This window comes from Streptomyces sp. NPDC021562, assembly GCF_040640875.1.
GTDB lineage: Bacteria > Actinomycetota > Actinomycetes > Streptomycetales > Streptomycetaceae > Streptomyces.
Genome location: NZ_JBFACN010000031.1, coordinates 1 through 22,070, shown reverse-complemented (window position 1 = coordinate 22,070; position 22,070 = coordinate 1). Strand labels below are relative to the sequence as shown.

The 22,070-nt window shown below is 72.3% G+C and carries 20 protein-coding genes; 13 read left to right on the top strand and 7 right to left on the bottom strand.

Translation table 11 applies throughout. From position 1 onward, the window contains the following. The first annotated feature begins 186 nt into the window (after nucleotides 1-186). Nucleotides 187-1,200, top strand: coding sequence for a LacI family DNA-binding transcriptional regulator (locus AB0G52_RS34445; RefSeq protein ID WP_132892383.1), 1,014 nt, complete (start codon nucleotides 187-189; stop codon nucleotides 1,198-1,200). Nucleotides 1,201-1,214: 14 nt separating this feature from the next. On the opposite strand, the gene AB0G52_RS34440 is transcribed toward AB0G52_RS34445, so the two are convergent. The 6 genes from AB0G52_RS34440 to AB0G52_RS34415 all read right to left on the bottom strand — a co-directional run bounded on the left by AB0G52_RS34440 (nucleotide 1,215) and on the right by AB0G52_RS34415 (nucleotide 10,068). Continuing rightward, nucleotides 1,215-2,219 (bottom strand): substrate-binding domain-containing protein, encoded by a 1,005-nt coding sequence (locus tag AB0G52_RS34440; RefSeq protein WP_132892286.1) that lies wholly within the window; start codon nucleotides 2,217-2,219, stop codon nucleotides 1,215-1,217. Between the two features lie 282 nt (nucleotides 2,220-2,501). Continuing rightward, nucleotides 2,502-3,767 carry an extracellular solute-binding protein gene (locus AB0G52_RS34435; RefSeq protein WP_361342043.1) on the bottom strand — a complete coding sequence of 422 codons (1,266 nt, stop codon included), beginning with the start codon at nucleotides 3,765-3,767 and terminating at the stop codon, nucleotides 2,502-2,504. After that, the gene (locus AB0G52_RS34430; protein ID WP_361342040.1) at nucleotides 3,764-4,843 is read right to left on the bottom strand and encodes a hypothetical protein; all 1,080 of its coding nucleotides are present in this window, start codon (nucleotides 4,841-4,843) and stop codon (nucleotides 3,764-3,766) included. Before AB0G52_RS34430 ends, AB0G52_RS34435 begins: the two co-directional genes overlap by 4 nt. Continuing rightward, nucleotides 4,840-6,231, bottom strand: a complete 1,392-nt coding sequence (locus AB0G52_RS34425) for a hypothetical protein (RefSeq protein ID WP_361342037.1) — start codon at nucleotides 6,229-6,231, stop codon at nucleotides 4,840-4,842. The genes AB0G52_RS34430 and AB0G52_RS34425 overlap by 4 nt, the downstream gene beginning before the upstream one ends. A gap of 49 nt (nucleotides 6,232-6,280) precedes the next feature. Then, the gene (locus AB0G52_RS34420; protein WP_361342034.1) at nucleotides 6,281-8,629 is read right to left on the bottom strand and encodes a tetratricopeptide repeat protein; all 2,349 of its coding nucleotides are present in this window, start codon (nucleotides 8,627-8,629) and stop codon (nucleotides 6,281-6,283) included. Between the two features lie 116 nt (nucleotides 8,630-8,745). Next, nucleotides 8,746-10,068 (bottom strand): serine protease, encoded by a 1,323-nt coding sequence (locus tag AB0G52_RS34415; protein ID WP_361342031.1) that lies wholly within the window; start codon nucleotides 10,066-10,068, stop codon nucleotides 8,746-8,748. A gap of 90 nt (nucleotides 10,069-10,158) precedes the next feature. Here AB0G52_RS34415 and AB0G52_RS34410 point away from each other — a divergent pair, with 90 nt between their 5' ends. The 3 genes from AB0G52_RS34410 to AB0G52_RS34400 all read left to right on the top strand — a co-directional run bounded on the left by AB0G52_RS34410 (nucleotide 10,159) and on the right by AB0G52_RS34400 (nucleotide 12,401). Next, on the top strand, nucleotides 10,159-10,479 hold the full coding sequence (locus tag AB0G52_RS34410) for a trypco2 family protein (RefSeq protein ID WP_361342028.1): 321 nt from the start codon (nucleotides 10,159-10,161) through the stop codon (nucleotides 10,477-10,479). 106 nt (nucleotides 10,480-10,585) lie between these two features. After that, nucleotides 10,586-11,428: a hypothetical protein gene (locus AB0G52_RS34405; protein WP_361342025.1), complete on the top strand. Its 843-nt coding sequence runs from the start codon at nucleotides 10,586-10,588 to the stop codon at nucleotides 11,426-11,428. Between the two features lie 187 nt (nucleotides 11,429-11,615). Continuing rightward, complete coding sequence (locus AB0G52_RS34400; RefSeq protein WP_361342022.1) at nucleotides 11,616-12,401, top strand: hypothetical protein; 786 nt, start codon at nucleotides 11,616-11,618, stop codon at nucleotides 12,399-12,401. Between the two features lie 7 nt (nucleotides 12,402-12,408). Here AB0G52_RS34400 and AB0G52_RS34395 read toward each other — a convergent pair whose 3' ends face one another. Beyond that, nucleotides 12,409-13,707, bottom strand: a complete 1,299-nt coding sequence (locus tag AB0G52_RS34395; protein WP_361342019.1) for a cytochrome P450 — start codon at nucleotides 13,705-13,707, stop codon at nucleotides 12,409-12,411. Between the two features lie 841 nt (nucleotides 13,708-14,548). Here AB0G52_RS34395 and AB0G52_RS34390 point away from each other — a divergent pair. The 9 genes from AB0G52_RS34390 (at nucleotide 14,549) to AB0G52_RS34350 (ending at nucleotide 22,004) form a co-directional block, all read left to right on the top strand. Further along, the gene (locus tag AB0G52_RS34390; RefSeq protein ID WP_132892301.1) at nucleotides 14,549-15,472 is read left to right on the top strand and encodes an amidohydrolase family protein; all 924 of its coding nucleotides are present in this window, start codon (nucleotides 14,549-14,551) and stop codon (nucleotides 15,470-15,472) included. A 47-nt stretch (nucleotides 15,473-15,519) separates the two neighbouring features. Beyond that, nucleotides 15,520-15,981, top strand: a complete 462-nt coding sequence (locus AB0G52_RS34385) for a cupin domain-containing protein (protein WP_132892303.1) — start codon at nucleotides 15,520-15,522, stop codon at nucleotides 15,979-15,981. Between the two features lie 45 nt (nucleotides 15,982-16,026). Then, nucleotides 16,027-17,004: an aldo/keto reductase gene (locus AB0G52_RS34380; RefSeq protein ID WP_361342015.1), complete on the top strand. Its 978-nt coding sequence runs from the start codon at nucleotides 16,027-16,029 to the stop codon at nucleotides 17,002-17,004. 42 nt (nucleotides 17,005-17,046) lie between these two features. Then, complete coding sequence (locus AB0G52_RS34375) at nucleotides 17,047-17,997, top strand: aromatase/cyclase (RefSeq protein ID WP_361342011.1); 951 nt, start codon at nucleotides 17,047-17,049, stop codon at nucleotides 17,995-17,997. 54 nt (nucleotides 17,998-18,051) lie between these two features. Next, on the top strand, nucleotides 18,052-18,348 hold the full coding sequence (locus tag AB0G52_RS34370) for an antibiotic biosynthesis monooxygenase family protein (RefSeq protein WP_132892309.1): 297 nt from the start codon (nucleotides 18,052-18,054) through the stop codon (nucleotides 18,346-18,348). Further along, the gene (locus AB0G52_RS34365; RefSeq protein WP_165939515.1) at nucleotides 18,332-19,123 is read left to right on the top strand and encodes an SDR family oxidoreductase; all 792 of its coding nucleotides are present in this window, start codon (nucleotides 18,332-18,334) and stop codon (nucleotides 19,121-19,123) included. Before AB0G52_RS34370 ends, AB0G52_RS34365 begins: the two co-directional genes overlap by 17 nt. Further along, entirely contained in the window at nucleotides 19,120-19,905 is a 786-nt protein-coding gene (locus AB0G52_RS34360; RefSeq protein WP_132892313.1) for an SDR family oxidoreductase, read from the top strand. The genes AB0G52_RS34365 and AB0G52_RS34360 overlap by 4 nt, the downstream gene beginning before the upstream one ends. Nucleotides 19,906-19,986: 81 nt before the next feature. Continuing rightward, a complete protein-coding gene (locus tag AB0G52_RS34355) occupies nucleotides 19,987-21,228 on the top strand; it encodes an FAD-dependent monooxygenase (RefSeq protein ID WP_132892314.1) in 1,242 nt (413 codons plus the stop codon). After that, nucleotides 21,225-22,004, top strand: a complete 780-nt coding sequence (locus AB0G52_RS34350) for a cyclase family protein (RefSeq protein ID WP_132892316.1) — start codon at nucleotides 21,225-21,227, stop codon at nucleotides 22,002-22,004. The genes AB0G52_RS34355 and AB0G52_RS34350 overlap by 4 nt, the downstream gene beginning before the upstream one ends. Nucleotides 22,005-22,070: the final 66 nt, after the last annotated feature.

The window sequence follows — 22,070 nt, the reverse complement described above, 5'->3', positions numbered from 1 at the left end:
CGCGTCGTCAGCGGACTGCTGCGCTCTACTAGCGCGCTCTAGTGCGAGTACGATGACGCCTGTCCAAATGTCATGTCAATACCTTGTTGCCGGGGGATTTCCGGAGCCGCCGGGAACACGCCCTAGGGTGGGCTCCGTCGAAGGGTGGGTGCGCAGGTGGATGCAGCGGGCAGGCAGCGGCCGACGATGGCCGACGTCGCCGAGCGGGCCGGGGTCTCCCGGGCGCTGGTGTCGATCGTGTTCCGCAACCAGCCCGGCGCGAGCCAGGAGACGCGCGAGCGGGTGCTGCGGGTCGCCGACGAGATCGGCTACCGCCCCGACAGCGCGGCCCGGCTGCTGGCCCGCGGCCGCAGCCGCACCCTCGGCGTGATGTTCACCGTCCACCAGACCTTCCACACCGACCTCATCGAGGGCATCTATCCGGAGGCCGAGCGGCTCGGCTACGACGTGCTGCTCTCCGCCGCCGCCCAGGGCCGCAGCGAGGAGAAGGCGGTCGAGGCGCTGCTCGGACACCGCTGCGAGGCCCTGATCCTGCTCGGCCCGGACGCGGACCCCGCATACCTCGACGGGCTCGGCCGGCGCGTCGTGACCGTGTCGATCAGCCGCCGGGTGCCGCGGGCCCGGGTGGACTTCGTGCACAGCGCGGAGAACAAGGGCGTCCGGCAGGCCATGGACCACCTGGTCGAGCTCGGACACCGCAGGATCGTCCACATCGACGGGGGCCGCGGCCCCGGTTCGGCCGAGCGGCGCCGGTCCTACCGGGCCGCGATGCGCCGGCACGGTCTCGAACCGGAGATCCGGGTGATACCCGGTGAGCACACGGAACGGTCCGGCATCGAGAACGGACGTCTGCTGCTGGCGGAACGCGAGCGGGGGCTGCCGCTGCCGACCGCGGTCCTGGCGGGCAACGACCGGTGCGCGATGGGGGTGCTGATGGCCCTGACCCGCGGCGGGGTCGAGGTGCCACGGGACGTCTCCGTGGTCGGCTACGACGACAGCCACCTCTCGCACCTGATGCCGGTCGGCCTCACCACGGTGCGTCAGGACGCCGGGCTGATGGCCGAGTGTGCGGTGCGGTTCGCCGTGGAGCGCCTGGAGGACCCCGAACTGGAGCCGCGTGAGGCGGTGTTGGACCCGAAGCTGGTGGTGCGGGGCACGACCGGGCCGCCCCCCGCGGGGGACGGCCCGGACGTCGGCTGATTCCTGATGTCTCGTCAGCGGGTGCCGTTGGCGGCGAACTTGGCGATGGTGTCGGCGTTGTCCTTGGTGACGAAGGCCGGTCCGGTGAGGACCGGGGCGGTGCCGCCCCCGCTGTAGTTGCCGTTGTTCTTGTAGAGCCACAGGGAGTCGACGGCGAGGTAGCCCTGGAGGTAGGGCTGCTGGTCGACGGCGAACTCGACCGAGCCGTTCTGGACGGCGGAGACCAGGTCCTTGTTGAGGTCGAAGGTCGCGACCTTGGCCTTGCTGCCGGCGTCCTTCACGGACTGGACGGCGGTCAGGGCGATCGGGGCGCCCAGGGTGACGACCTGGTCGATCGAGGAGTCCTGCTGGAGCTTGGCGGTGATGGTGGACTTGACCGAGGGCATGTCGGTGCCGTTGACGTAGATCTTGTCGGTCTTGCCCTTGAAGCCCTTGGTCAGGCCGGCGCAGCGGGCTTCGAGGGCGACCTGCCCCTGGGCCTGCACGACGCACAGGGCGTGCTTGGCGCCGAGTTGGTCGAGGCGCTCGCCGAAGGCTTCGCCGGCGATGTTCTCGTCCTGGCCGAAGTACTCCAGCATGCCGAGCCTCTTCCATGCGTCCAGGCCGGAGTTGAAGCCGACCACCGGGATGCCGGCGGCCTTCGCCTTGGTCACGACGGCCTTCAGGGCGTCCGGCGTGGCGGCGGTCAGGGCGATGCCGTCGACCTTCTGGTCGATCGCGTTCTGCACCAGGTTGGCCTGGTTGGCGGCGCTCGGGTCGGCGGAGTAGACCAGTTTGATGTTGTCCTTCGCGGCGGCCGCGGCGGCGCCCTTGCGGATCAGGTCCCAGAAGGTGTCGCCGGGCTGGGCGTGGGTGATCATGGCCACCGTCATGCGGGGCGTGGTCGCCTTGCCCGCGGCCGCGGCGGCTCCGCTGTCCTCGGACTTCTTGCCGCCGGAGCTGCTGGAGCAGCCCGTGGCGAGCAGGGCGCCCGCCAGGACGGTGGCGGCCATGGCTGCGGCTCGGTGGTTTCTGTGCATGTCCCTGGCACCTCGCTGTGCGGTATGGGTCGGCTCGGGGGAGCGGGGGGAGCGGTGATCGAGAAGGAGAGCGTGACGTCGGCGGTCCGGCACCGGCGGCCGACCGGGTGCCTCGCACGAACGGGTACGGAGCTCCGTGCCGACGGCCAGGGGTGCGGCCGTCGACGGCTTGGAAGCTGCTAGAGCGCTTTATTAGCGCGCTCTAGTGACACGTACTATGGGGTCGCTCCCAGGGGATGTCAATCACTTTGTCCTGACGTTCCAACAAAGGGGCCCGGCGGCTCACCGCGTGCTGCACACCGTCTGCGGCACCGCTCTGCCGCCGCCCGCCTGCGGCGACTGCGCGTCCTGCAACCGCTGCAGATCCCGCAGCAGGGCCGGGATGCCCGGGTCCCGGCCCTTGGCGACCCGTGCGATGGTCTCCAGCGCGGCCTCGTAGAAGGCGTCCCGTACGGCGGGTGCCATCACGTCCGAGGCGTCCAGACAGCGGGGGCCCGTCCGCAGCCGTTCGGCGATCTCGCGTTCCACCGTGCCGCCTCGCGGCGTCACCCTGCGGTTCGCGGAGAAGACGTCCGCCACCTGCGCCCACTTCTGCTGGCCCGCCCGCGAGGCCAGCCTGCCGAGCAGCGCCCGCGCCTGCGGACGGTCGCTGAACAGCGCCGCGAAGTCACCGCTCACCTCGTGGGCGCGGACGGCGGGGCCGCCGGGCAGCAGCGGTGCGGAGTCCGTCAGCCGGGCGCGTCTCGCGTCGGCCGCGTCGTAGAAGGAACGGGCGAAGGAGCCCTGGTGCTCCAGGGAGCAGCCGTGCCACGCGTCGAAGAGCAGTCCCCGGCCGCCGGGGGCGCCGCGGTGGTCGGTGAGCAGGGCGTGGCGGGCCGCGGCCCGGTCCTTGCGGAGCAGGCCGGCCCATGCCTCCCAGGCGGCGCGCACCGGGGCGCTGCTCCAGGTCACACCGTCCCTGCCCAGTACCCAGTCCTCGTAGACGGCCGGACCCGACCGCTGCAGCAGGAGGTCCTCGATCCAGTCGGTGCCGGGCCAGCCGGAGGCGCCGTCGTCCCCCATGCCGACGCACCAACTCCCCATCGGGGCCGGCGCGTCGGCGGGCGGATCGTCCTGGCGGTACCAGACGACGCTCTTCAGGTCCGCCTTGACCGGCACCCAGTAGACGTGTGCGGAGGCCGTGCCCGTCGGCTTCCAGGGAGCCCCGTACTCCTGCGGGTCGTAGAGCCCGTTCAGCGGGTAGAGGCGGTGCTGGTCGGCGTACTCGGCGAGTTCGCCGAGCCCCGGCATGATCACCAGGTCCGGCGGGTCCCCCGACTGCACCTTGGAGAGCAGCACCTCACGCTGGGCCGCGGTCCCCTGGTAGCGGAACGGGATGCCGAAGCCCCGCAGCAGCGTCGTGAACTGCGTCGCCTGTTCCCCGGTCCAGGTACCGAGGATGGACACCGGTTCCTCGTCGTCGTGCCGCGCCCAGGCCACCACCAGGCCGCCGGCCGCGATCAGCACCATCGCCACGAAGAAGACCAGGATCCGCAGCCGCCGGGTCATCGCCGCCTCCAGTAGTCGCCGTCCAGCCGGAGCACCAGGCCCAGCGCGGGCAGGACGACGACCAGCAGGCCGCCGACGAGCGTGCCCTCGTACACCCGGGCGGCCCAGGTGCCGCCGTCCAGTTCCCGCCGGACCAGCTCCGACCGGTCCGTGACGCTCTGCTGCGCCTGCGCCAGCCCGCCGCGCCCGGACACCTCGGTGATCAGGTGGAGGTTCCCGAGCGCCCGGTCGAGGTCGCGACCGGCGGCGGACACCGCCGTCAGCGGGACCACCGCGAGCAGCACGGTCAGGACGAAGGCCGCGAGCAGGTAGGGATTCCAGTCCCGGCCGCAGCGGTCGCGCAGCACGAACAGCGCCGACAGCAGCGTCAACGCCATGGCCGCCAGCGAGAGTTCGGCGAGCCACCAGCCGGCGCGCCGCCAGCGGCCGGGGGCGGCGGTGGCCTCGGCGTGCCGCAGCTGGTTCCCCTCAAGGCGGTGCAGCCGGGGCACCACGCCCACCTCGCTCCGGGTGAGCAGCGAGTACGCCTCGCGGAGCTTCTGCTCCCGCATCAGGGGCTGGTCGCGGTACTGCGAGGTGCCGAGACTCAGCGAGTTGCCGTAGGTGGCGAGCAGGCCGTTGACCGTGCCGAGGTCCTGGTCGGTGCGGTCGGCGATCCGGGACAGGCCCTGGTCGGCGGCCGAGAGCTGGGCCCGGTAGGCCTCGCTCGACCCCGCCACGTCCACGAGATCGCGGTTCACCAGGTACTGGGCCTCCTGATAGGAACGCAGCGCCGCGAGCCGGGTCGCGGCGAGCCCCTGCACGGCCGGTGCCTCCCGGGAGGCGAGCGCCTCGGCGCTGCGCTGGGCCTGCCGGCAGGACAGGGACAGGGACGTCGCCGCCAGGACGGCGCACAGGAACAGCACCAGCAGATGCGCCTCCAGCAGCCACCGGGTCCGCCGGCGGCGCAGCCGCCCGCGCCAGAACGCGGCGGGGGAGCGGCGGCGCCAGGGCGCGGCGGGGGAGCGGCGGCGCCGGGGGACCGCGCGTACGGTCCCCGCCGCCGTGGCTCCCCGGCCGCCCGGCGCGGCGGTCACAGCAACTCCTCCCCGCAGGTGATGCAGTACCGGGCCTCGCTCCCGGCCGGGGTGTCGCAGTTGCCGCAGCGCGGGCCGGGCCGGATGCCCACGGTGCCGGCCGGGGCCGCGCCGGGGCCCGAGCCCGCGCGCAGGATCATCGGGGCCAGCGTGCCGGCGTCGACGGCGCGCAGCCGGATCCGTCCCTCGGCGGCGTCCTCGATGTCGGCGACCGTCCGGATCTCGTCCAGCACCCATCCCGTGCCGAACCGCGCCGCCAGCCGGGCGGCCCGCCCCAGGCAGTGCTCGGCGGTGTCCCGCCGGTGGTCCCGCAGCGCCGCCAGGCCCTCGCGCAGCGCACCGCGCATCTGGCCGGTGGCGTTGAGGCTCTGCACGCTTCCGGCACCGGCCACGGCGGGCGGCACGGACCGGTCGGCGAGGTGCCAGCGGGCGACGACGGGCTCGTGCACGTCCCCCACGGACACCATGGCGAACTGCAGCTCGGTCTCCAGCGGGTCGGCGTCGGCGTCGGCGACCAGCGTCAGCAGGTAGTCACGGCTGCCCTGCTCCCATTGGTAGGTCGGAAAGCTCCAGCGGTTGGGCCGGCCGGGTTCGGGCAGCCCGCCGAGCCGGTGCGGCCGGGGCGCCTTCTCGCTGAGCGAGACCTGACGCACCGAGGGCCGCAGGGTCACCTCGATCGGCAGCTGCGGCGAGTGCACCCGGCGCAGCCGCGCGATGGCGTCCGTGACCGCCCGGCCCAGCCCGTCGTCCACGAACTGGGCGGTCCCGTGCAGCCGTTCGGCCAGGACCAGCAGCGGGTCGGGGGCCCAGTCGGCGCCCACCGCGAACACGTCGCAGGTGAACAGCCCGGCGCAGGCGTCCAGTTCCGCCTCCAGACCGGGTTCCTGGAAGGCGGCGCTGCTGCCGTCGGTGATCAGCACCAGGTGCCGTACGGACAGCGGGCGGCCGGCGAGCAGGGCGCGCGCCCCGGCCACCCAGTGCGCGTACCCGGCGGGACGCGGCCGGTCCCGGTGCAGGGGCAGTGAGCCCGCCGCGAAGGCGGCCCGGCGCCGCTGGTACTGGTCGGCGACGGCCCACTCGTCGTCACCCAGCGGATAGCAGCGCACCGGCTCGGGCCCGCTGCCCAGCACGGCGAACGAGATCCGGTCGGGCAGCGCGCGCAACGCGGCGGGCAGCGCGTGCCGGACGGCCGCCCGGTGGGCCTCGGCGACGTCCACCGCGATGATCACGGCGAGCTCCACCGCGGGCAGGTCGGTGGGCGCGCCGTCGGCGGCCACGTCGACCCGGAGCCGGGCCTCGATCTTCGCGCTGCGGTGCGGACGCACGTCGCCGTCCAGGTCGACGTGGAGTCGGATGCCCGGCTGCGGCGGCCGGGTGTGGCTGCTCATGTCCTGTGTCACCGCTCCTTCCGGGGGGGGCGATCGCGACAGAGTGCGGTCAGAACAGGGTCTGGGGGCGGACCGCGTGCAGGAGGTCCACCAGGTGTTCGTGGGCGGCGGGCGACTCGTGGTGCCGGGCGGCGAGCTGGCGGTAGAGCGACTCCAACCGGGCGCGCAGCGCGCGTTCCGCCGTACTCAGCCGCCGCAGCCCCCGGGCGTCCAGCCGGCCGGCTCCGCCGCCCCGCGGCCCCGGCCGGTCGTCGAGGCTGTGCAGCGCGTCCAGTTTCCATTCGTGCAGTTCGATGCTGAGCCGCAGCGCCTCGTCCTCGGACAGGCTCGGCTCGGCCGCGCCCGGTCTGCGGCCCACCAGGTGCGGCAGTTCGGCCAGTGCCGCGTCCACCTCCGCGGGCGCCGCCAGCGAAGCGGGACGGGGGTCCCCCCGGACGGAGTCCGGGGGAGGATCCACGTCCCCGGGCAGCCGGGCCGCCCGGATCCGCAGCGCGGCGATCCGGGCGACGGTGTGGTCCAGGGTGCCCGGTCCCACCCTGCCGAGCACGTCGAGGGCCGCCCGGCGGTCGCCCGCGCGCAGGGCGAGCCTGGCGAGGCCGAGGGCGGCGCCGCCGTGCGCGGGGTTCCGGGCGAACACCGCCTCGTACAGTTCCCGGGCGGTGGGTCCGGCCGTGTCGTCGCCGAGCCGCTCCCCGCAGTACGCGAGGGCCAGCTTCGGCGCGTACTCGCCGGGCAGTTCGAGGTGGACCCGCATGAAATGGGCCCTGGCCCCGGCGACCTGCTGCGGGCTGTCGTCCAGGCCGGCGCTGCGCAGCGCGAGCAGCGCGCGGTGCCACTCCAGCCGCCAGCGGCGCACGGCGGACGGGCCGGGGATGGAGTCGGCGGTGTCGAGTTCCGTCTGCGCCAGCTCCAGGTCCTCCCTGGTGTTGCGGCTCAGCAGGACCCGTACGTTGTGCAGGCAGATCTCCACCGAGCGCGGCTTCTCGTCCTCCTGGGCGAGGAGCTGACCGGGGTCGTAGCCGCTGCTCACCTCGAAGCGGGCGGTCTGCGGGTCGCCCGGGTAGCGGCGCGGCACCGGCAGGCAGCCGGCGATCTCGGCGGGGGTCGGGGCGCCGAGGTCGAGGGCCGGGGCCACGGGCGGCGCGTACCGGTCGGGGCGCGGGCGGCACAGCCAGTGCTCGATGCCGGGCACCGTGCCGAGCCGGGCCCCCAGCAGCTGCGGGGAGGGCCGGAAGTAGTCCGACGGCTCGGGCGGGTCGCTCTTGCCGCGCAGGGCACGGATCTCCCGCAGCGCGCCGCGCAGTTGGTTCGCCATCTCGCGGGCGTCGGCGAAGCGCCGTCCCGGGTCCTCGCGGAGGGCGCGCTCGACGACCCGGCGGAAGGAGTCGGTGCCGAGGCCGGGCACCACCGTGACCGCCCAGTCGGCCAGTTCCCGCAGGGTGACGCCGACCGTGTACAGGTCGTGGGCGACGGTGGGCAGGCCCGAGAAGGCGATCTCCGGCGCCATGTACTCGGGGGTGACATGGGCGGGCGGCCGGCTCTGCCCCTCCTCGCGCATGCCGCCGAGGTCGATGACCTTGACGCCGGTCCCGTGGTGCACGACGTTCGAGGGCTTCATGTCGCCGTAGACGAAGGTCCGTTCACCGCCGGCGTGCAGATGGGCGAGCGCCTCCAGGATCTGGCAGCCGTAGGCCGCGACGTGCTCGATGTCCAGGACCGACTCGCCGCGCCGGGTCTCCTCGACGACCTTGGCGAGGGTGCCGTCGCCGACGTCGTCCATGACGATGTGACCGCCGGTGGTCTCGCCGCTGTCGGCGCGCCGGGCGACGAAGTCCCGGATCTGGACGATACGGGGGTGGCGGATGGCGACGAGGTTGCGGCGCTCGACGTCGGCGAGCCGGGCGCCGTCGTCCTCGTACCGGTTGAGCAGCCCCTTGACGGCGACGACCTCGCCCAGGTGGGTGTCCTCGGCGAGGTAGACCCAGCCCTGGCCGCCGTGCGCGATCGGCCCCATGATCCGGTACTGGTCGCGCAGCAGGTCGCCCGCGGCGAGTTCCGGTTCGTACGAGTAGCGGGTGCCGCAGGCCGGGCAGTGCCCCTTGAGGGGGACCGGGCCCGCGGTGTAGGGCGGGGCGAAGGTGATGCCGCAGCCGGCGGCCGAACAGCCCATCCGGATGGCCAGCGGCGCCTCGGGACGGATCAGGCGGGCGCCGGCGGGGCGGGCGGTGCGCTCGGGGAGCGCGAGGAGCTCGCTCGGGCCGAGGTCCCGCGGGTCGGCGGGCAGCGCCGGCAGCCCGGGGTGCCGCTCCGCCCGGCCGCACACGGCACACCAGCCGGTCGGCAGCACGGCCCCCGCGCAGGGAGTCCCGTCGAACCGCCGATGCGGACACCCACGCATCCCCTCACCCCGTTCCCGCGTGCGCCGTGTACGCGGTGGTGCGCCGTGTGCGGCGGACGTCGGTGCGGGATGGGGCGGGGGGTACCGCGGCTCCGGTTCCTGTGCGTCGAGCCGCATCAGCGGTTCTCCTGGCGGGCCAGGTCGGTGCGGAGGGTGTTGATCAGGGTGCGGAGGCGGGTGAGGTGGTGCTGGGGGTCCCGTACCGCGTCGAGGCGGCGGCGTTCGGCACGGCGCAGGTCGGCGGTCTCGGTGACCGAACCGAGGGAGGCGCTGGCCACGACGCCCCGGCGGGCCGCCTTGCCGAACTCGGCGAGCTCCAGCCGGTCCAGCAGGGCGTCCGTGTGCCCGAGGAGCGCGGGGCGCAGCAGTTCGTCGCGGGCCGCGGTCCAGCCGGCGCCGCCCTCACGGTGGAAGACCAGTAACAGACGGAAGCCCAACTCCCTTAATCGTGAGAGGAGTTCGATCAGCGGGCCGGGCTGCGGCTCCTCGTCGAGGCCCAGGACGACCACCGTGGCCGGCCGCGCGGCCGTGACCTCGGCCGCCGGAGCCGGTCCGCGCCTGGTGCCCAGCAGCCACTCCCAGTGCGCCAGATAGCCGCCGACCGGGAAGGAGACCATCCCCAGCGCCCGGTCGGCGAGGCGCGGTCTGCTGTCGCCGGCGCGGTGGACCACGTCGGCATGGTGCAGCAGATGGCGCAGCGAGCGCTCCTTGCCGGTGCCCGGCGCCACCACGCTGATCTTCACCGGGTCCTCGTCGGGGTCCTCGAACCACCGCCCCAGCCGCTCCTCGAACCCGCGGTCCCAGGCATCCGGCCCGCTCAACTCCGCGATCAACGGCGAGAGTTCGGCGATGCGGTCGACGGGCACCAGATACGAGAAGGCGAGCCGGTTGTCCTCGGGCAGCGGTGCGCCCAGGTCGCCGCGCCAGCTGACGACGAGCCCGACCACACGGGCGGGGGCGCCGTCCCGCGGCCGGGTGCACACGGCCGCGCCGCTGAAACCTGCGCGCACCACGTGCGCCTTGGTGACGGAGTCGAGCTGTACCCGCTCGCCGCTGGCCCCGCCGATCCGGCCCCACAGGCTCATGCCGTCGTCGAAGCCCTCGGCGTAGCCGGTCGCGTACACCTCCAGGCCCGCCCTGAGCCGGCGTTCCAGCGGGGCGGGACGGGCCCACGGGCGCGGGCTGTCCAGTCGTAACACGGCCACGTCCGCGCCGCGTTCGCCGTCCCGCAGCCAGCCGCCCGGCATGACCCGCGCGGCGACCGGCTCCAGCGCGGCGTTCTCGGCGAACTCCAGCCACATCACCGCGTCCGGGTGGCGTACCACATGTGCACAGGTCAGCGCCGTGTGCTGGTCGACGAGTACACCGGCCCCGCAGACGGGTCCGTGCGCGTCCTCGCGTCGCAGCCTGAGTCTCCAGTCCGCACGCAGTTCCCCCATGCTGTCCCACACTACGCGCGGGGCATGCCGCGTCCCTAGACTTGTGAGCGGCTCGGACAGGTATCGACTGACGCCGACGGGGGTGTGGTGATGGGGGATCCGGAACCGATCGGCCTCGCGGAGGCCATCGGCACGGTGCGCGCCGAGCTGGCGCGGGCCCAGGCCGAAGGGGCCCAGAGCGACTGGCGGTTCAGCGTCGAGCAGGTCAGCCTGGAGTTCGCGGTGCAGTTCCACCGGGCCGGCGAGGGCGGCGCGGGGCTGCGGCTGGGCGTGGTCGAAGCCCGTCTCGGCGGCTCGGTGAGCCATGACTCCACCCACCGCATCCAGGTCGACCTCAAGCCGCTGCCCGGGCCCGGCGGCCGTCACCACGAGGTGAGCCGCGAGAACGGCGATTCACTCTCCCGGGGGTAACACCGGAGTCGTGCGGGAGTCGCGCGGGGGCCGTTCGGGCCGGAACTGCCAGGGTCGCTCCTGGTGACCGTCCCGCGGTCGCCCGACCGAACAGGAGCCCCCCACCGTGCAGCAGTCACACGTCCGCACCGGCCCGGACCTCCCGGCCCCGGCCACGTCGGCGATGAAGAAACTCCCGGAGGTGACCCTGGCGTTCTGGATCATGAAGATCGCCGCCACCACCCTCGGCGAGACCGCCGGCGACCTCTTCTCCCAGACCCTGAAGCTCGGTTACTTCCTCACCACGATCGCGCTGTTCCTGGTCTTCGTGGTGACGCTGGTCGTGCAGCTCCGCGCCGACCGCTACAACCCGTTCTTCTACTGGACCGTGATCCTGTCGACCAGCATGGCCGGCACCACCATGTCCGACTTCATGAACCGCGACGCCGACGCGAAGTACCTGCCGGCCGGCGCCACCTCGCTCGGCTGGGGGCCGCAGGGCCTCGGCCTCGGCTACCCGGCCGGGGCGGCGATCCTCATCTCCCTGCTCATGGCCGTCTTCGCCGTCTGGCGGCTGACCGGGACGACCTTCCAGATCCGGGAGATCGTCAGCTTCCGCGGGGAGGCGCTGTTCTGGTCCGCGATCCTCGTCTCCAACACGCTCGGCACCTCCATGGGCGACTTCCTCTCCGACAGCTCCGGCCTCGGCTACGCCGGCGGCGCGCTGCTGGTGGCGGGGGCGCTCGCGGTGCTGGCCGCCCTCATGGCGGTGCCCGCGGTGCCGAACGTCCTGCTGTTCTGGATCGCGTTCGTCCTGACCCGCCCGCTCGGCGCGACCGCGGGCGACTTCCTGACCAAACCGGTCGCCAAGGGCGGTCTGAACCTCGGTACGGCCGGCTCCTCGGCTGTCCTGCTGGCCGTCCTGCTCGGCCTCATGACCTACGCGCGGCTGCGGGAGCGCCGGGCCTGAGGGAAGGCCCGCGGGGCAGGCACTCGGCGCCTACCACCGTGGGAGCCACGTCGACCAGGGGATTCGCCGCCGTGTTCAGGTTGCGCTCAGGTTCGCCGGGCGTTGATGAAACTCATGCACCAGAAGCCCCAAAACAATGGCAAAGACATCTGTGGCACCGAAGGTGCGCCGTGTCATGGTGCGGCTCATGACCCCAGAGCACCTCCTCGACGACCGCCCCCGGGCCACCCTGCGCGTGCTGGCGAACAAGGTTCCCGAAGTGACCGCCTACTTCTGGATCATCAAGGTGCTCACCACCGGGATGGGCGAGACCGCGTCGGACCTGCTCGCCAAGGTCCTCGGCCCGGTGCCCGCGGTCGCCCTCGGCGGACTCGCTCTGGCGGTCTCGCTGGCCGTGCAGTTCGCCGTCCGCCGGTACATCGCCTGGGTGTACTGGACGGCCGTCGTCATGGTCAGCGTGTTCGGCACGATGGCCGCCGACGTCCTGCACGTCGGCCTCGGCGTGCCCTACACGCTGTCCACGCCGTTCTTCCTGTTCGCGCTGGCCGCGGTCTTCGCCCTCTGGTACGCCGTCGAGCGCACCCTGTCCATCCACAGCATCCGCACCCGCCGCCGCGAGGCCTTCTACTGGGCGGCCGTCCTCGCCACCTTCGCCCTCGGCACCGCGGCCGGCGACCTGAGCGCCACCGCCGGTCTCGGCTACTTCGGTTCCGCGGTCCTCTTCGCCGTCGCGATCTGCGTGCCCGCCGTCGCCCACCGGGGCGGCGTCCTGGGTGCCGTGCCCGCGTTCTGGACGGCCTACGTCATCACCCGCCCCCTCGGCGCCTCCCTCGCCGACTGGATGGCGCTCGGCCACGGCCGGGGCGGGCTCGCGTTCGGACTGGGTCCGGTCACCCTCGGCTGGACGGTGGCCATCGTCTGCTTCGTCGGCTATCTGGCCGCCTCCCGCCGGGACACGTCCACGGCGCTCTGACCCTCTCTCAGTACCGCACCGGAAGAGCCAGCAGGCCCCGGGTGCGCATCGAGGGACGCCAGCGCAACCGGTCCACGGGAGTGTCGAGTGCGAGACCGGGGAGACGTTCCAGGAGGGCGGCCAGGGCGATCTCGGTCTCCAGACGGGCGAGCGGTGCGCCGAGGCAGTAGTGGATGCCGTGGCCGAGGGCCAGATGCCCGCTGGTGTCCCGGCCGAGGTCCAGCCGGTCGGGGTCGGGGAAGCGGCGCGGGTCCCGATGGGCCGCCGCCAGGGACAGCAGCACGGTCTCGCCCGCCGGGACGGTGACCCCGCCGATGACGACGTCCTCGGTGGGGAAGCGGCGGATGGCGAGCGGGGCGGGGCCGTCGTAGCGGGCCAGCTCCTCCACGGCCGGGCCGATCCGGGCGGGATCGGCGCGCAGCGCGGCCAGCTGGGCGGGGTCGCGGAGCAGCGCCAGGGTGGCGTTGCCGATGAGGTGGACGGTGTTCTCGTACCCGGCGAACAGGATGAGGAAGGCCAGGGACATCAGCTCGTCCTCGCTGAGCCGGTCCTCCTCGTCCCGTACCGCGATCATGGCGGAGAGCAGGTCGTCGGCGGGCTCGGCGCGCTTGCGGGCGAGCAGCCGGGCGAAGAACGCGAGCAGCGCCCCGGCCGCCTCCTTGGCCTGCTCCGGCCGTGCGGGGTCGGGGACGACGAGCGCGTCCGTCCAGGACCGGAAGTCCGGGCGGTCCGACTCGGCGACGCCCAGCAGCTCGCAGATCACGGCGATGGGCAGCGGCGCGGCGTAGGCGGCGATCAGGTCGGTGCGGCCGAGCGGCGCGAGGGCGTCGAGCAGGGCGTCGGCGGTCCGCCGGACCGGTTCGCGCAGCCGGGCGACGCGCCGCGGGGTGAACGCCTGGGACACCAGGCGCCGGACCCGGGTGTGGTCCGGCGGATCCATGTTGAGCAGGTTGGCGTCGAGCGCGGGCGGCAGCGCGAGCCCGCGGTAGCCGCCGGGCGCGGCGTGCGCCTTGTCGAGCGAGAGCCGCGGGTCGGCGAGGGCGTGCCGTACGTCCTCGTACCGCGTCACCAGCCAGGCCGGGAGCCCGTCGGTCCCGACGACCCGGTGCACGGACCCGGCCTCCCGAAGCCGGGCATACCCGGCGTAGGGGTCGGCGAGCAGCTCGCCGGGGTCGACGACGTCGGTGGGGACGGGGTCGCCGGGCGTCCGGGCCGGAGCACCGACGGCAGCCGCGCCCGACTGGTCGGTGTCTGCCTCGGCAGGACCAACGGTTTCCGAATGGTGGGTAGTTGTCCGAGCATCCATGATTCCCACCCTAGACAGCCGCCGTCTGCCGCCCCGGTCGAACAGGTTCGAACTTCGCGGCGACCAGAGGTGGCCCACCCGTAGTCGTGATCCCTCCGAGTCGCGGGGGCCGGCCGGACCTGTCTCCGTCCCCCTGAGCGGTACCAGATCGGGCAGGGGGTTGCGGGGTCACGGCCGGCGCTCCATAGCGAGGGCCAAGCCGAGGCGGAGTGGGATCTGCAGGAGCCGCTGAATCACGGGTCACCCTGGATCCCCGAGGAACCGCAGATCGAAGGCTGGAGTTCTCCGACCTGCGCCTGCCCGACCCGCCAGGACCAGGATCCGACGACGGGTCCGTCGGCATGAGACGCAGGCCGCCCGGCTACGCCGACCTGCGCTCGATCGCCGGATCGGAGATGCATGAAATACCCGACGAACAGCCACAACCGGCCCGTCGCTTGGGATGGACCTAGGTCCCGCACGACCCCGAGTGGGCCGCCGCCGCCCTGCGGCACGGCTACGGTTGCGCGGTGGGTCTAACCGTCGGCGGCCTCGTCACCTATGTCGACCGCCGCTGACGCGCGCCACCGGCCCCGCCCGCCGAGCCATTGCGTTCCCGTCAATCCGGCCGCCCTCTCCGGAGGAGATGAGCGGTCAACGGTCTTCTTCGCGGCGGCGGTGACCGACGGCCACTGAGCCCGCCGTTCCGGCACTCGTCGGGGCGCTTGGTATCCGTAGGTGTCCGGAGAGCCGGTGTCCCACCCATCCTCGAGGTCGCTGCTAGCGCTCGTTGCCAATCTCGCCTCGGCTCGCCGCCGCGAGCCGGAGACATCCCGACCGTCACCGAAGCGAGGTAGAGCCGATGTCTGCAGGCCGCGTCGACACACACCACCACGTGCTTCCCCCCGCCTACCGAAACTGGCTGATCGAGAAGGGCCTGTACAAAGCACGACCCGTGCCGTGGAGCGTTTCCCGCACGATCCGCATGCTCGACGACCACCACATCCGGACGGCGATCGTCTCGACGGCCCCGATCGGTCTCAGGCTGGACGAGCAGGATCTCGCCCCGAAGGCGCGTGAGGTGAACGAGTTCACCGCCGAGATGGCGAAGGACTACCCGGATCGGTTCGGATTCTTCGCCACGCTCCCGCTGCCCGACGTCGACGCCGCGCTGGAGGAAATCCGCGTCGCCTATGACGAGTTCGGAGCCGACGGCGTCCTGTTGCCGACCAACGTGCACGGGCGCTATCTCGGCGACCCCGAGTTCGAACCCGTTTTCGAGGAACTCGACCGCCGTAACGCCGTTCTGTTCACCCACCCCACGGGTGTCGGCGGGACCCCCGCGCCGGGTATCCCGTCGTACGTCGCGGATTACCTCCTCGACACGGTGCGCACCGCGATCGACCTGGTGCGTACGGGACGCACGGTCAAGTACCCGAACGTGCGCATCATCCTGTCGCACGGTGGCGGCTTCGTGCCGTTCGCGGCCCATCGCATGGCCACCGCACCCGCCACCTGGGGTGACCTCGGCACGGCGGACGTCGTGGAGCAGATGCGCTCCTTCTATTTCGACACCGCCCTCACGGCCAGCCCCTCCAGCCTGCCGAGCCTTCTTGCCTTCGCCCGCCCAGGTCACGTCCTGTACGGCAGCGACTGGCCGTTCGCGGAGGAGGAGATCCCCTACTACAACGGTTTCCTCGACACCCACGACATGACGCCCGAGCAGCGCGACGGCATCAACCACGCCAACGCCCAGGCACTGTTCCCCGACCGCATCAAGGACTGACCACGCCAGCGGGGCCCCATGAGCCCCGCCACACCCAGGGACGTGCCATGACCAGCTTCCATTCGGCCGCCCGCCGTCAGTACGTCCTGCTGCCACCCGCCGGCGGCGAGCGGCTGGACATCTTCGGCAACAGCTTCTCACTGAAGCTGAGCGGCGACGACACGGACGGATCCCTCGCCATGATCGAGGCCGTCTTCCCACCGGGCGGCAACGCCCCGCCCCACCTGCACCGCACCCACACCGAGGCGTTCTACGTGGTCCGCGGGCGTTTCGAGGTACTGACCGGCGACGAGTTGATCGAAGCCGGCCCCGGCGCGTTCTGCTACGCACCGCGGGGTGTGCCGCACGCCTTCAAGAACATCGGTGATGAGCCGGGCACTCTCCTCAGCGTCATCAACCCGGCGGGATACGAGAACCACTTCCGGGAGATCGACGCCATCCCGCCCGGCCGGGCGACCCCCGAGGTGCTCAAGGAGATCTTCGACCGCTACGACCAGGAACCGGCCTGACCGCCGGTACCGGTCCAGCACGGACAACGACCTGGAGACAGCGTCATGGAGAACCGGAAATTGGGTCGCACAGGACTACGGGCATCCGCCCTCGGCCTGGGCACCATGGGCATGGGCGGCTCGTACGGTCCGGTCGACGAGACCGAGGCGGCGGCCACCGTACGGCGTGCCCTCGACCTGGGCGTGACCCTCATCGACACCGCCGACTTCTACGGGCCCGACGGCGCGGCTGAGAAGATCGTGGGCACAGCGCTCGCCGGCCGCCGGGACGAGGCCGTCATCGCCTCGAAGACGGGAATGGAGGCCGTGGCGGGCGGTCCTCCGCGGGTCAACGGGCGACCGGAGTTCATCAAGGCGCGCATCGACGCGTCGCTGGCCCGGCTCCGCACCGACCGCATCGACCTGTACTACCTGGCGCGGGTCGACCCCGACGTACCCGTGGAGGAGTCGGTCGGCGCGCTCGGCGAACTGGTCGCTGCCGGCAAGGTCGGGCAGGTCGGTCTGTGCGAGGTCTCCGCCGCCACCGTACGCCGTGCCGACGCCGTGCATCCGGTCGCGGCTGTACAGACCGAGTACTCGCTGTGGGAGCGGCACATCGAACGGGAGATCCTGCCCACGCTCCGGGAGCTGAGTGTGTCCCTGGTCGCCTACCGACCGCTCGGCAGCGGCTTCCTGAGCGGCGACCTGACCATGGACCGGCTGGCGACGGCGGACTTCCGGCGCAACGATCCCCGGCTGAGGGGAGACAACCTCTACCGGAACATGATGCTCCTGCCGGTCCTGTACGAACTGGCCGAGAACAAGGGCGTCACACCCGCGCAGCTTGCCCTCGCGTGGCTTCTCGCCAAGGGCGAGGACGTCATCGCCATTCCGGGTACCAAGCGCCGCACCTACCTGGAGCAGAACGTGGCCGCCCTGGAGGTGGGGCTGACCCCGGACGAGATACAGAAACTCGGCGACGTGGTGCCGGCCGCGCTCGGCGACCGATATCCCGCTCCTCTGCTGAGGACGATCGACGTCTGAGCGCTCCGCGCTCGTTCTCGCGGCTCGAAAGGAAGAACTGCCATGAAGGTCAAGCACACGACGGCCGTTCCCGGGCCTGCCGACCAGGTGCACGAACTGGTGGCCGACGTCCGATGGTGGCCGTTGCTGTTCGAGAACATCGTGCATGTAGAGGTGATGGAGCAGGCCGGTGACTCGGACCGGCTGCGGCTGTGGGCCGTGGACGTGGACGCGGCCTTCGAGACGGCAGCGTCGGCCGGCCGTGACGCCGCGCCCGCGTCAGGCATCGTCCGCAGCTGGACGGCACGGCGCACGTTCCGCCGGACTCCTGTGCTCGCCATCGCGTTCCGTCAGGAGGAGCCGCAGCATCCGCTGCTGTCCATGGGCGGCGTCTGGGAGTTCCGCGCGACGCCGGGCACGGACACTTGTGAGGTGCACCTGACGCACGAAGCGGCGGCCGACGGCGGTGCCGACCGGCACCCGTGGATCCGCCCCATGGTGCAGGCCGCCGCCAGGTCCCAACTCGAGGGCCTGAGCACCGCCGCCCAGCTGCCACACGGCACCGCCCGGGCCCTGGCCGAGCTCAGCGGCACCGTGACGATCCGTACCGGTTCGGTGTACCCCGACGGGCTCCTGCCAGGCCTTCACACTCTGCCTTCGCTGTCCGGCGCGCTGCGCGTCCCGGTGGCGGACGACGTGTTCCTGGCTGTGCTTCCAGGCCGGCGTGACCTGCGGTTGGCGGTCTGCCTCAGCCTGCCCGGTGGCCGCGTCGTCACCAAGCGGCTCCGGCCGCCGGCCGCAGTGCTCGCGCTCACCGACGAATGGACGGTGACTCCCTGCACCGGCGACACCGGCGAAGTGCGGGTCGGCGTGCATCGCAGGGCGCTGCTCCCCGCGGTCCGGCCCGGGCGCCGCGGGCCCACCCGTATCGCCGAACGGGTGCGCAACTGCCTGGCGGCGGACATCGGCGACAGTCTTCAGCAGTTGACGGCGCTGAGCACCGTAGCGGCCTGAGCGGCCGTCCATCGAAGCCCGTCCCCCGCACACCATGCCGAGAGAGGAACAACCATGGTCACTCTGATCAACAAGTTCACCGTCAAGGGAAGCACCGACGATTTCGAGCAGATCTGGGCTCGCAGCGCGGAGTTCATGCGCAGCCAGCAGGGCTTCATCGGTTTCAAGCTGCACCGCTCGCTGAGCCGGCCCGACGTCTACGTGAACGTCGCCCTGTGGCAGACGCAGGCCGACCACCAGCGGGTCCTGGCCAGCGCCGAGTTCGGTGCGCACATCAGGCAGCTCGCCGACGTCGCGATTCCCGACCCCGACCTCTACACCGTGGTGCTCGAAGGTGCTCCGGTCCTCTGACGGGGCGGCGGCCCCGCTGAACCGCCAGCTGCTCGTCGCCGGTGCGAACGGCCTCGTCGGAACGGCCGTGGCCGAGTCGGCGGCGGCCCAGGGGACGGACCTCGTCCTGCTGGGCCGCTCGGCGGACCGGCTGCACCGGCTTGCCGATCGGCTCGCGGACGCGCACGGCGCGTCGGTCCTGCCGTTGGTGGCGGACGTCACCGATCAGGAGTCCCTGGACCGAGCGGTGGACCGCGCCAGGGCGAGCGGACTGGACCGGTTGGACGCCATGGTCAACCTCGTCACCGGGTACCGGGGCCGCCCGGCGGCGGCCACCGACCTGTCGGCGGCGGAGTTCCGCGAGGTCCTGGACACCGATGTCACCGGCAGCTTCCTGCTCGTCAGGTCGTGTCTGCCGCTGCTGCGCGCCGCGCCGGCCGCACGCGTCGTCCTGGTCTCCTCGGTGGCCGGACTGCGCGGCCGGCCGCTGGCGGCCCACCTGTGCGCGGCCAAGGCGGGCGTGCACGGCCTGGTCCTCGGCCTGTCCGCCGAGCTCACCCGCGAGGGCATCGGCGTGTGCTGCCTCGCCCCGGGCCCGATCGCCCGTCCCGGAGCAGGGCATCCACCCTCACCGATTCCGCCGACCACGCCCGAACGCGTCGCCGCCGCTGTCCTGCGGCTCACCGACCCGGACACGGAACCGCAGGGCGATCCCGTGATCGTCACGGGTGCGTCCGGACCGGCGCTCGCGGGCACTGTCGGTCATCCGTCCCCCCTCCTGGAGGTGAACCCGTGAGCGCCCGCGACGGCACGCTCCGTACCGAACCCGCCCAGCTCGGCCTCGACGGCCGGGTGGCCCTGGTCACCGGAGCCGCCCGCGGTCTCGGCCGGGCCACAGCCCACCAATTGTGCGCGGCCGGCTGCGATGTCTACGTCAACTACCACCGCGACGACGAGAGCGCCCGGCAGACCGTCGAGGAACTCGCCGGACTGAAGGGCACCGCCGTGGCGGTACGCGCCGATGTCCGCGACGAGGCCGCGTTCCACGCCCTTCTCGACAGGGTGGCCGAGGAGAGGGGCGGCCTGGACGTCTTCGTCCACAATGCCGCGACGTTCCGGTACGACACCGCCGTCAGCCCCGATCCGGAGAGCTTCCGGTCCGAACTCGACCTGGCGCTGAACCCGCTGGTGTACGGCGGCTCCCGGCTCGCGGAGCTCATGAGTGGCAGGCCGGGACGCATCATCGTGGTGTCCAGCAACGGGGCGCACTCGGTGATCCCCGGCTATGTGAACGTCGGTGTCGCCAAGGCCGCCGTGGAGAACCTGGTGCGCTACCTCGCGGTGGAACTGGCCGGGCGGGGCATCGCCGTCAACGCCGTGGCCACCGCGCTCCTGGACAAGGGGGAACTCACCGCGAACCGGAGCATCGCCGAGTTCCTCGGCCGGCGCACCCCCGCGGGACGACTGTCCACGCCTCGTGACGTGGCCGAGTTCATCATGCTCCTGGCCACGGACCAGGCGGCCTGGCTGCACGGACAAGTGATCACGGTGGACGGCGGGCTCGGCCTGCTGGCATGAGCGCCCGCACAGCGGACCACGCCCGGCCGCCGCTCCGTCCCCCTGTCCTCCTCACCCGCCAAGTCCGCGCTAGGAGCACTGATGGAACACATGGAATCCGACTTCTGCGTCGTGGGCGGTGGCCCCGCGGGGCTCGCCCTGTCCCTGCTTCTGTTGCGTTCGGGGGCGCGGGTCGCCCTCGTGGAACGGGCCCGGTCCTTCGACCGGGAGTTCCGTGGCGAGATTCTGCAACCCGGCGGCATGCAGATTCTTGAGCAGCTCGGGGTGCTCGACCGGGCGCGACAGCGTGGCGGTTATCCGCTGCGTCGCTTCCGACTGGTCGAGCACGAGCGGCTGCTGATGGACATCGACTATGCGCAGTTGCCCGCACCGTACGACTTTCTGCTGAGCATTCCGCAGCGGCACCTGCTTGTTGAGTTGCTCGCCGCCTGCCGTGAGCACCCGGGCTTCACCTATCTCGAGGGCCGGTCCGTCACCGACCTGCACCATGAGAACGCTCGGGTTGCAGGGGTCGTAGTGGGCCGCGGTGAGCAGCGCATGCGCATCGACGCCCACGTCACCGTCGGAGCGGACGGACGCTACTCGAAGGTGCGCAAGCTCGCCGGGCTCGGCTACACCAGGGTTGAGGCGTTCGAGCACGACATCCTGTGGTTCAAGATTCCTGCCGGCGGCCGCAGCGCCCACGACATCAGGGTCTACCGGTCCGGCGGAAACCCCGTCCTCATCTACGACTCCTATCCGGACAGCATCCAGATCGGCTGGACGCTGCCGCACGGCGGTTACAAGGAGCTGTCCTCCGAGGGGTTCCCGGCCCTGGTCCGCAGGATCGAACAGGCGGTGCCGATCTACGCCGACGAGGTCCGGGCCAGCCTCACCGGTCCCGGTGACCTGAGTCTGCTGGACGTGTTCGCGGGCAGTGCCGACACCTGGGCGACCGACGGTCTCGTGCTCATCGGAGACGCCGCTCACACCCATGGGCCGATCGGCGCCCAGGGCATCAACCTCGCTCTGCAGGACGCCGCCGTACTGCATCCCGTACTGGTCGAATCCTGGCGGACGAAGGACGCCGGGTGCGCATGCCTGTCCACGTACGAGAGGGCCCGGCGTCCGGACATCGAAGCGGTTTTCACCCTCCAGGCCAGGCAGGGAGCGGCGATGCTCACCCATGGGGGGATCAGCGACCGTATCCGGCCGCTCGTGGCCCGTGCGCTCGCCCATACCCCCATCTACCGGAAGGTCCTCCAGCAGATCGCCTTCGGGCGTACCCCGGTGCGCGTTCGCGCGGACCTCTTCACCCAGCAGACGGGGAGCCGCGCAGCATGAGAATCATCGATCTGTCGTCCCCCATCGACGCGGCGGGCTGGGAGCCCGACCCCGTCGCCCACCGCGTGATGTCACCCGCGGAGGGGGCACGCCACTGTGCGGCGGAGATGCAGGAGCACTTCGGCATGCGGATCTCCCCGGCGGAGTTCCCCGACGGCGAGTTCCTCAACAACGACTTCCTCGAACTGTCCGCGCACACCGGTACCCACGTGGACGCGCCTTCGCACTACGGCTCTCGCACCAGCTACGGCAGCGGTCGGCCCCGGAACATCGACGAACTGCCCCTCGACTGGTTCCACCGGCCCGGTGTCGTACTGGATCTCACCGGCCGCTCCGCGGGCACGGTGGACGCCGCCGTCCTGGAGAAGGAACTCTCCCGGATCGGCTACCGACCCAGCCCGCTGGACATCGTCCTGCTGCACACCGGTGCCGACCGGCGGGCCGGCACGATGGACTACTTCACGGAGTTCGTCGGCCTGGACGGTTCGGCGACCGAATATCTGCTCGACCTGGGCGTACGGGTGATCGGTACGGACGCCTTCAGCCTGGACGCTCCCTTCACCCACCTGGTGGATGCCTATCGGCGTACCGGTGACCGGAACATGCTCTGGCCCGCCCACATGACCGGCCGCCGCCGGGAGTTCTGTCAGATCGAGCGGCTGTCCGGACTGGCCGCGCTGTCCCGGCCGTTCGGCTTCACCGTCAGCGCCCTGCCGGTGAAGATCAAGGGGGCCGGAGCCGGCTGGACGCGGGCGGTGGCTCTGCTGCCGGACTGACGCGGCTCCTGCCACGTCGTGGGGGTGGGGGGGCACCCCGGCCGGGGGGGGCCCGCCGCGCACTCG

Coding starts and splice junctions, on each gene's coding strand:
- AB0G52_RS34445 (WP_132892383.1), top strand. CDS start 187: ATGGCCGACGTCGCCGAGCGGGCCGGGGTCTCCCGGGCGCTGGTGTCG.
- AB0G52_RS34440 (WP_132892286.1), bottom strand. CDS start 2,219: ATGCACAGAAACCACCGAGCCGCAGCCATGGCCGCCACCGTCCTGGCG.
- AB0G52_RS34435 (WP_361342043.1), bottom strand. CDS start 3,767: ATGACCCGGCGGCTGCGGATCCTGGTCTTCTTCGTGGCGATGGTGCTG.
- AB0G52_RS34425 (WP_361342037.1), bottom strand. CDS start 6,231: ATGAGCAGCCACACCCGGCCGCCGCAGCCGGGCATCCGACTCCACGTC.
- AB0G52_RS34420 (WP_361342034.1), bottom strand. CDS start 8,629: ATGCGTGGGTGTCCGCATCGGCGGTTCGACGGGACTCCCTGCGCGGGG.
- AB0G52_RS34415 (WP_361342031.1), bottom strand. CDS start 10,068: ATGGGGGAACTGCGTGCGGACTGGAGACTCAGGCTGCGACGCGAGGAC.
- AB0G52_RS34410 (WP_361342028.1), top strand. CDS start 10,159: ATGGGGGATCCGGAACCGATCGGCCTCGCGGAGGCCATCGGCACGGTG.
- AB0G52_RS34400 (WP_361342022.1), top strand. CDS start 11,616: ATGACCCCAGAGCACCTCCTCGACGACCGCCCCCGGGCCACCCTGCGC.
- AB0G52_RS34395 (WP_361342019.1), bottom strand. CDS start 13,707: ATGGATGCTCGGACAACTACCCACCATTCGGAAACCGTTGGTCCTGCC.
- AB0G52_RS34390 (WP_132892301.1), top strand. CDS start 14,549: ATGTCTGCAGGCCGCGTCGACACACACCACCACGTGCTTCCCCCCGCC.
- AB0G52_RS34385 (WP_132892303.1), top strand. CDS start 15,520: ATGACCAGCTTCCATTCGGCCGCCCGCCGTCAGTACGTCCTGCTGCCA.
- AB0G52_RS34380 (WP_361342015.1), top strand. CDS start 16,027: ATGGAGAACCGGAAATTGGGTCGCACAGGACTACGGGCATCCGCCCTC.
- AB0G52_RS34375 (WP_361342011.1), top strand. CDS start 17,047: ATGAAGGTCAAGCACACGACGGCCGTTCCCGGGCCTGCCGACCAGGTG.
- AB0G52_RS34370 (WP_132892309.1), top strand. CDS start 18,052: ATGGTCACTCTGATCAACAAGTTCACCGTCAAGGGAAGCACCGACGAT.
- AB0G52_RS34355 (WP_132892314.1), top strand. CDS start 19,987: ATGGAACACATGGAATCCGACTTCTGCGTCGTGGGCGGTGGCCCCGCG.
- AB0G52_RS34350 (WP_132892316.1), top strand. CDS start 21,225: ATGAGAATCATCGATCTGTCGTCCCCCATCGACGCGGCGGGCTGGGAG.